This is a genomic window from Maribrevibacterium harenarium (assembly GCF_006385675.1).
In the GTDB taxonomy this organism is placed as follows: domain Bacteria; phylum Pseudomonadota; class Gammaproteobacteria; order Pseudomonadales; family Marinomonadaceae; genus Marinomonas; species Marinomonas harenarium.
On sequence record NZ_VFRR01000065.1, the window covers coordinates 1 to 9028 of the forward strand.

Genomic DNA, 9028 nt, shown 5'->3' on the forward strand with positions numbered 1-9028 from the left:
TCATCGGCATAATGGTGGTTTATCTCCTAATGAGAGTGAGCGGCTGTATTGGAAAAACTCTAAAACCGTGGCCAGATTTACTTGACCACTACAAGTTGAACATTATGAGCCATCGAGTAACGCAGCTTTTTTAGATGGTGTTCCTGTCATCCTTCTTGAAGTACATAAACCCCTAGATGCTGACGCTTTAAGATCTCTCGACGACTTAACAAACACGGTGAAAGCCGAGCAAAGTAGAGGGATTGGTTCGATTCACCTTGAAGTCGTTCAAGATGTAACTTCAATAATACGTGATCGATTAACAATGCTTGTTCAAAACGGTGTTGTTGGTCTCGTACTTGTTGTACTTGTAATGAGCCTATTCTTCAGACCTGCTTATGCAGCATGGGCAGCTATGGGATTGCCTGTAGCGTTTCTAGGCGCCTTTGCATGGATGTCATTGACAGGTGAAAGTTTAAATATGATCACCGTAGTTGCGTTGCTTATGGCCATAGGGATTGTCATGGACGATTCCATTGTATTATCCGACTCCATAGCTGTGCACTCACACGGCAACGTCACTTTGAATTCAGTAGTTCAGGGCGTTGTCGCGGTAGCTCCAGGTGTGGTTTCTTCATTCCTTACAACCGTATCTGTATTTTTGCCGTTATCTTTTTTAGCAGGTGAGCTTGGCGCTGTTCTTGAGGTACTTCCAGTCGTTCTTTTGGCTGCGCTAACAGCAAGCCTAGTAGAAGCATTTTTCATTCTTCCTCACCATCTTAAACATAGCCTAACTAAATCTAATTATTCGCCCAACAAATTCAAAGTTCGCTTCGAGGAGATCTTTAATACATTGAAAGAGCGGTGGGTTGGCAGGCTAGCAGACTGGGCAATTGATCATCGCTGGCTAGTTGTTGGAGTCGCGGTTGGATTGTTGATTATTACTATTGGAGCCTTAGGTTCTGGCGTAGTAAAGCGTGAAGCAATGCCTGAAATTGATGGTGATGTAATTGAAGCACGAATTTTGCTACCCATGGGGGTATCGCTCGCTAGAACTGAAGAAGCTGTCCGTCAGGTGGAAGAAGCCCTTGCGCGTGTGAATATCGAGCTGAAGTCTAAACAGCCGCAACAACAGGATCTTATAAAACGCGTGATAACCCGATTCGGAAGAAATCTATCTGTCGGAGAGAGCGGAAGTCATGTGGCAACGGTTTCAGCTGATCTCTTATCTGCAGAGATTCGAGCTACAACGCTCGATGAACTCATTGAAGTATGGAAACGTGAAATTGGTGTATTGCCTGGCATCACATCTTTAATTCTTACAGAGCCTGGTATCGGTCCACAGGGTATAGCCGTAGAGCTACGACTTTTCCATGAGGATTTAAATTTGCTTTCGATGGCTTCGCAAGAGCTATTAAGTGAAGTAGAGAAATACCATGGCGTATTAAATGCCAAACATGATCTAAATGTTGGCAAACCTCAACTTGGCATGCAGATAACTTCTGACGGACAAGCATTAGGATTAACGCCATTAGCTATTGCTAATCAGTTGCGCGGAGCGTTTCTTGGCGAAACCCTTGATGATATTCGTGTAGGTGAATTTCAATACGCGATTGAAGTTAAATTTGCGGATAACAGTACACAAGACATCAACGATCTGTTGGCGTTTGAGCTACAACTGAATGATGGATCAACTGTTCTCTTACCTAATGTTGTAAAGCTTTATGAAACTAGAGAGTGGAGTTCAGTTACTCAACGAAATGGAGCAAGATCTGTAACAATTCAAGCGGATGTGGATGGCCGTATAGCCAATGCTGATGCGATCACCGCAGACATCAAGAAAACCCTGCTACCTAATATCCAATCAAATTACTCAGGTATTACTTTTGAGATAGCTGGACAAGCAGCGAATTCGGCTGAAACTGTTGCCTCTATTCTTCGTGGCTTCTTGATTGGAATCGTAGGGGTATATCTCATTCTTTCATTCCAATTTAGGAGCTATGTTGAGCCCTTGATAGTGCTTTTAACTATCCCAATGGCTTTTCTTGGCGTCGTATGGGGCCACTATTTGATGGGTTACAACATTTCTATGCCATCCCTTGTGGGTGCAGCATCACTCTCGGGAATCGTTGTAAACAATGCAATACTGTTAATAGGCGTCATCAAAGAGAGAGTTTCTGACACCAAGTCAGTAATAGAAGCTGCTAGTGAAGCCGTTCGCTCTAGATTTCGCCCTATTTTTGTTTCAGTTTCAACGACCATAATGGGAATGGCGCCATTACTCACGGAAACATCGACTCAAGCACAAACCCTTAAACCATTGGTGATTTCTGTTGTGTTTGGTTTGCTAGCATCGACAGTATTGGTCATGATTGTTGTTCCCTCACTGTATGCAATTGTTAATGATCTGAAATCTAAGTCGTCGTCAACAAATTAAGAGGCTATTTGTGGCGCTATTACAAATTGATGGATCCATTACTGAAGAAAACAACACGAAAAGGCATCACCCTGCTTTTCTAAAGGCAGCATTCAGGCCATTCTTCTTGCTTGGTGCTGCGTTTGCTGCCTTAAGCATACCTGCTTGGGCACTCAGTTTTCTGGGCTTAATTGAGTTTAAATTCTATGGCGGTGCCTATGCGTGGCACCTACATGAAATGCTATTCGGTTTTTTTCCAGCAATCATGGTTGGGTTTCTTCTAACGGCAGTTCAAACCTGGACAAAACGTAAATGCATCGAAGGATGGTGGTTAGCTGCCCTTGTACTGACATGGCTTCTAGGTCGTATAACACTTGCCTTTCAACCCGCCATTTTTCGTGATTACATAATCGTCATAGATCTTCTCTTCCTGCCAGCCTGCGCGGTCTTTTTAGCGCGCCCGATCCTGCAAGCCAAGATGTGGAGGAATCTCTTTTTTGTACCTATCCTACTTGTGATGGCGATGATGAATGCTGTCTTCCATTATTCATTGTCGAGTGACTCTATCGTTGATTTCACGGCCATTTCACACGCCATGGTAATCCTAGCAGCGCTAGTAATGAGCATAATGGGGGGGCGAGTCTTTCCTATGTTCACTACCAACGGAGCTAAGACACCTCGGGTTAACTCGATTGGGTGGTTAGAGCAACTTTCGATTCTAAGCATTGTGATTGTGTTTATTACAACTTTGACTCAAAACATTGCCCCGAACACTCTTAGCATTGCCGTTCTATTCGTGGCTGGGATTTCAAATATATTCAGAGCTCTGCGATGGAGAATATGGGTGACCTTTCAGGTCCCACTAGTATGGTCACATTATTCGCTTTTGCTTTAACAACAACTACTCATTCATGGAGTTGACTGATTCTCGCTTTTCACTATTCATCAGAACGCTCCAAGGAGAAATGGATCCACGAAAGCCAGAGCAGAGAAAACGGAAAGCAGCCCATGTGGCAAACATAGGGAGAACCTGCCTCGGCTTTTTAGGATTCGTTGGAGAACTCTATCTTGAACCGTCGTTCGTCGGCGCCGCAGGAACGATCAGGGCTGAGACGAAGGAGTTTAAACTGGCGGGTCAGAAAAAGCAGATAGTCCGGACCTATTGGCATCACCATTCCTTTCCTAACCCCGAGCCTCCAACACGGCGCTTACCTATCAACTCTACAAATATTGCAAAACTGATCGAAGTGATTCCTGATGTTAGCACCACGACCTACCAGAGAAGACGGCGTTTCATGCTGGTCAAGCTTTTGGAGATTACTGGAGCCAGGCGCGTTGAGATCGCGAACATCAGAGTCGAAGACATCTATAACGCGAGGAAGATCAAGCAAGCGCCTGTTCTCAAGGTCTTCACCGCCAAGAGATCAGGAGGAAGGGAAGCGTACAGATACTTACCCATCTCCAAAATGGATCTTGAATTAATCGTGAACTTTATTGAAAAGTTCCGACAGAGGATCATTAAGAAGACCATAGGTAGTGAGAGCGACACGGGCTATCTACTGATTTCCGAAAGTAGTGGACTAAGGCTCGCTACCGAGACGCTGACGAATGAACTACTGCTGCTTGCCAAGGCTGCAAAAATCGAAGAGCAAGCCTGCGCACACATGTTCCGACACAGATTCATAACCAAGCTTTTTGTGGCTTTGATTGAGCAGCACGAGTTCGAAAATGGGGATGATTTCCGGCGTGCGCTCTTGGATGGTGAGACTCTCAAAAGAAAGGTTCAAGAGTACACGGGGCATACCTCGATCAGCAGTCTTGAACCTTATATTCACTTGGCATTTGAGGAAGTGGCCCGGTTTGGAAGTACCTTAGACCTGATTAAAGCAAAGCTTGCCGTTGAATCGTTACAGTCCAATCTCAAAGATATCGCTATCGAACTCAGACACGGTAGGAGTCCTACTGAATTGAGTGCCCTCCTCCTTGACTATATTGACTTGGCGCTGGAAGAACTCAGTTCTGCCTCAATTTCTACAGAGAGATGACAAGATATGGGCAGACTGAGTTCATATGGGAATCCAGCTCAGGATTTTGTTGAGCAAACACTAGATTTGAATGAGTTGTGTATCCAGCATCCAAGCGCGACATTCTTTGTTCGTACTCAGGGGGATTCGATGATCGAGGCAGGCATTCATTCAGGGGACATACTTATTGTTGATCGGTCTTATGTCGCCAAGCACGGCGATATCGTCATTGCCTGTATTCATGGAGAAATGACGGTTAAAGTATTAGAACTTCGTCCAAATGTCTTACTTCGTCCCAAAAATAGGGCCTATCCAGCCATCCCGATTACGGAAGAGAGTGGTTTGGAAGTCTTTGGGGTGGTGACGGGGGTGGTACGCAAGTTCGACCGATGAGCCAAGTCTTTGCTCTAGTTGATTGCAACAACTTCTACGCCAGCTGCGAGAAGTTATTTCGTCCTGATCTAAAAGACCGCCCGGTTGCCGTTTTATCTAACAATGATGGCTGTGTGGTGGCGCGTTCTAAAGAAGCCAAAACACTTGGCTTAAAGATGGGGGTCCCTGTATTTCAGATTCGAGATCAGATTGAGCGGCATGACATAGTTTGCTTCTCTTCCAACTATGCGCTGTATGCGGATATGTCAGCTCGTGTGATGTCGGTGTTAGAGCAAGAGGCGCCAGAAGTGGAGATATACTCCATTGATGAGGCTTTTTTGAATCTTACTGGAGTCAGTCACGCGGAAGACCTGACTGAATTTGGTCTGCGTATCAAACACAAAGTGCATCAATGGAGTGGTATCTCGGTCGGCGTCGGCATAGCTCCTACAAAAACTTTAGCCAAACTAGCCAATTATGCCGCGAAAAAATATCCTGCTACACAGTCGGTGGTCAATCTGATGGACCCAGAGCGTCAACGTCGATTAATGGCACTTGTTGATGTGAGTGATGTGTGGGGAGTAGGGCGACGAATCAGTGAGCGCCTAAAGAGCCAAGGCATCCATACTGCATTGGATTTAGCCGATGCCAATGCTAAATCCATCCGTAAAGAATTTTCGGTGGTATTAGAACGTACTCAGCAAGAGCTAAATGGGCTCTCTTGTTTAGACATGGAATCCATTGCCCCCGTAAAGCAACAAATTGTCTGTAGCCGCTCCTTTGCGGAAAGGATTACCGATAAACCCACATTACAACAAGCAGTAGCCAAATACACAGCACGAGCAGCAGAAAAGCTTAGAGGGGAGGGGAGAGTCGCTAAGTCGGTACAGGTCTTTATACGAACCGGGTTATTTAATAACAACGACCCACGGCATGTTGGCTCTTTAACATCGCGGCTAGCTACTCCAACGAGTGATACACGTTTGTTAATGAAAGCAACCGATCAGCTCCTTAATAAGCTTTACCGTGCGGGCTATCGCTATGCCAAAGCCGGCGTCATGCTGAGTGACTTCTTTGACCCTCACCATCAACAGATGGATCTTTTCACTCCAACACACAATTCCAAGTCTGAAACCTTGATGTCGGTAATCGATTCCATTAACCACAAAGCCAAAGGAAAGTTGTTCTTCGCCAGCCAAGGCGTCACGCCACAATGGTTGATGAAAAGAGAGCAACTTTCGCCGGCCTACACCACGAATTGGAATGAACTGCCGGTGGTGAGGTGAACTATTTATTTGCCACTGTTGTCGACGTAGTGTACATTTATATCAAAGAAGTAAGTAATTGATGCTTATATAAAATTTCTTGCCTCACCTCTGCCATTTTTTGCATCAATCATTTTTTCTGACACAGCTCCGCCATTTTTTATATCAATCTTTTTTTCTGGCACAGCCCTGCCATTTCTCGTAAGTTATTTTCAGACCAGTCTCTAGTTTTACTCCAAAGCTATTCTAAGACGATCCCGAAACCTCTTAATTTAGCTAATTTTTTATAAAATGGTTAAAACCGGCGTTTTTCAAGGTAGTTGTCGCCTGAGCTGTTAAGCTGCTTCTTTTTTATTCTCCGGATTTAATTTCACGCTTCCGACCTTATTCCAGTTTCTTACATCACCAGACCAACGACTCGGATTCTTCACTTTTGCCTTGGCATACAACTCGGCGCGCTCTGCCAGTATCTGTTGGTCCTCTCCTTTGTGTCTCTGCTCTGGTGTAACGAATTTTATGCGGCTGTGACGATGTTCGGTGTTATACCAGCGGACAAAATCGCGTACCCAAAATCGCGCTTCTTCTAGTGATTTAAAACCTTCACTTGGCCATCGATGGCAGTATTTAACGGTGCGGAACAGAGATTCTGAGTAGGGATTGTCATTGCTGACTCCGGGGCGGCTGCGTGAGCCGATAACGCCCATCTCAATCATCTTTGCTTGCATGGTCAGGCTCTTCATCGGACTGCCATTATCAGAATGTAAGATTATCTCTTCATTCACGCATTTCTCAGACCATAGCGTTCGTTCCAATAGGTTAGCGGCATGCTCACCAGACTCACAGTCATACACTTCCCATCCCATGACTTTGCGGCTAAAGATATCCATTATCATGTATAGATAAAAGAACCGACCAATGACGGTAGAGGGGCAGTAAGAGATGTCCCAGGTCCATACTTCACAGGAGCCCGTAGCCGTAAATCCATGTGGTTTTGCCAGTGTACCTTTGGGTTTCGCTTTGCCTCGATGGGTAAGTTGATTGTTGGCCTTCAATATGCGGTAAAAACTGGATTCCGAACCCAAATAAACTCCCTCATCGGCCAACATGGGAACAATCTGACTGGGCGGCAGACAGGCAAACCGCTCTTCATTGCAGATATCTAAAATAGCTTGTTGCTCTAACTCAGTTAACTTATTGGCTGGCGTCGGCCTGCTCGCCTCCGGGCGCTTATCTGCACGGATCCTATCTGTGTCCCTCCAGCGTTGTAACGTGCGTAGGGATAAACCGATGATGCCACAGGCTTTGTGCTTTCTGGCACCTGCGCTAACAGCTTCATCAACCAGTGAAACATAGTATTGCCTATCTGAGAACGTGGTTAATTGTCCTCTTCTTCCCCCCAGTAGGCATTTAACTTTTTTCGCAGCACCAGTAACGCTGCGGTTTCAGCCAACGCTTCATCTTTCCGTTTTAACTCTCTTTCTAGCTCTTTAATGCGTTTCTTATCAGCTTTTCGTTCCTGATCTTGCTGTTTACACTTATTCGCCTCGGATTGATTAGCAGAGATACAACTTTGTTTCCATTGCTGGATTTGCTCCGGGAAAAGCCCCTTTTTCCGGCAATATTCATTTACCTCAACTTCCGACATGGCAGCAGTCTCTATCACCGCAGAAAACTTCTGCTGTGCTGTCCAATTCTCTGGCGTATTACTTTTACTCAAACTGAAATCGGCCTCTGTATACTTAGCCCGCCAACCATACAAAGTCGACAGACCGATACCTTCTCTTTGCGAAAACTGGCGTAATGATAAACCGCTTTCAATCAACTTACTAACCACTGTCTTTTTATGCTCTTCTGGATAATGTCTCACTCATACCTAACATCCGCCTCCTGTTTAAGACTATGAAAAACTGAGGCGACAACTATCCTGACACAGGGGGACAGTGTCAATTTTATGGTTCAGCTCAAGTTTCGAAAAATGAACTTTTCTATGTATTCATAGGTACAAATGATATACCTCATAAATATTCTGTGATTTAGTAAATTCTACGGTTATGTTACTTTCTCAAATGGGTTATCGGCCATTGGTATATGTGGTACATCACAAAAAATGGTTAGATTATGTTGTGTTCCAGAATTCAGTTCGCCCGCATAACGTAGTTTGAATAATGGCGCGTTAAATTATGCGTCCGAAAAAAATTCTTCTAGAGGGGAGTTCTGAAAATAAATGGCCTCTTAAACTTTTTCCTCCACAAGGTCCAATCAAGCTTCAAATGAATACAGGCATAGTCAGGTTTCAATCACTAAGAGGAGGCCAAGACATGCAGGAGCTGGTGCATAAAACCCTAATTAATCGAAAAACACTTTTACGAATGGTGCCGCTTTCGGATTCGTGGTTTGGAACTCCAGCAACAGAATCTACAGAGTGACGCAGGCAAGTTACTGCAAATTCAATCCTCAGAAGGCCAGCTCGAGGCGATTGGATACGCTAATTAGTTGGCGAGTAACCAATCAAACCAATTGCTGCAAATCCGCAGTTTATTGATCGCCCAACAAAACGCTCTAGCCACCAAGATGCAGGCTGACGCTGATCTTAACGCTCAATATCAGGCGAGCCGAGACAACCTCTATGAAGGCTTACGCGAGCCGGTTGATCGTTCACAAAGTAAGGAGTACTAACCATGAAATGGATGATGCAAACACCGGTGATGGTGTTCACTACGTTATTTTTGGTGGTTTGCTCTGAGCCTGAGCCAACATGCACGAAAAACTGTGAGCGAAAAGATGGCTCGATTTATCAAAGCCTAGAAGGTCCGGTGGATCGCTCGAAGAGTAAGGAGTACTGATCATGAACGGATTCACAACAAAATCAGCGTTAACTCTGTAAGCGTCCGCCGAACCACACCTATTTTTAGAGTTTGATTCATCGCAGTGTTTGAACTAGCTAGGGATGACAGGGTTGGTAATATTTTATA

The 9028-nt window shown here is 44.8% G+C and carries 7 protein-coding genes and 1 pseudogene; 7 read left to right on the forward strand and 1 reads right to left on the reverse strand.

Translation table 11 applies throughout. The features are described 5' to 3' along the window. Positions 1-124: 124 nt before the first annotated feature. From FJM67_RS16380 to umuC, 5 genes and pseudogenes are all read left to right on the forward strand, one after another. Positions 125-2416, forward strand: a pseudogene (locus FJM67_RS16380) (efflux RND transporter permease subunit); the annotation flags it as partial. 10 nt (positions 2417-2426) lie between these two features. Next, positions 2427-3290, forward strand: coding sequence for an NnrS family protein (locus FJM67_RS16385; RefSeq protein WP_181161533.1), 864 nt, complete (start codon positions 2427-2429; stop codon positions 3288-3290). A 70-nt stretch (positions 3291-3360) separates the two neighbouring features. Continuing rightward, positions 3361-4440 carry a site-specific integrase gene (locus FJM67_RS16390; protein ID WP_181161534.1) on the forward strand — a complete coding sequence of 360 codons (1080 nt, stop codon included), beginning with the start codon at positions 3361-3363 and terminating at the stop codon, positions 4438-4440. A 6-nt stretch (positions 4441-4446) separates the two neighbouring features. Then, positions 4447-4812 (forward strand): translesion error-prone DNA polymerase V autoproteolytic subunit, encoded by a 366-nt coding sequence (gene umuD, locus FJM67_RS16395; RefSeq protein ID WP_140591641.1) that lies wholly within the window; start codon positions 4447-4449, stop codon positions 4810-4812. Beyond that, positions 4809-6077, forward strand: a complete 1269-nt coding sequence (gene umuC / locus FJM67_RS16400) for a translesion error-prone DNA polymerase V subunit UmuC (protein WP_140591644.1) — start codon at positions 4809-4811, stop codon at positions 6075-6077. The genes umuD and umuC overlap by 4 nt, the downstream gene beginning before the upstream one ends. Positions 6078-6391: 314 nt before the next feature. On the opposite strand, the gene FJM67_RS16405 is transcribed toward umuC, so the two are convergent. Beyond that, a protein-coding gene (locus tag FJM67_RS16405; protein WP_407943640.1) for an IS3 family transposase occupies positions 6392-7923 on the reverse strand; the annotation gives its coding sequence in 2 pieces (ribosomal slippage) (positions 6392-7461 and positions 7461-7923; 1533 coding nt in all). A gap of 626 nt (positions 7924-8549) precedes the next feature. Here FJM67_RS16405 and FJM67_RS18040 point away from each other — a divergent pair. Together FJM67_RS18040 and FJM67_RS17575 are read left to right on the forward strand one after the other, a co-directional pair. Next, positions 8550-8732, forward strand: coding sequence for a hypothetical protein (locus FJM67_RS18040; RefSeq protein ID WP_219846026.1), 183 nt, complete (start codon positions 8550-8552; stop codon positions 8730-8732). A gap of 2 nt (positions 8733-8734) precedes the next feature. After that, positions 8735-8899 (forward strand): hypothetical protein, encoded by a 165-nt coding sequence (locus FJM67_RS17575; RefSeq protein WP_181161535.1) that lies wholly within the window; start codon positions 8735-8737, stop codon positions 8897-8899. The last annotated feature ends 129 nt before the right edge of the window (positions 8900-9028 follow it).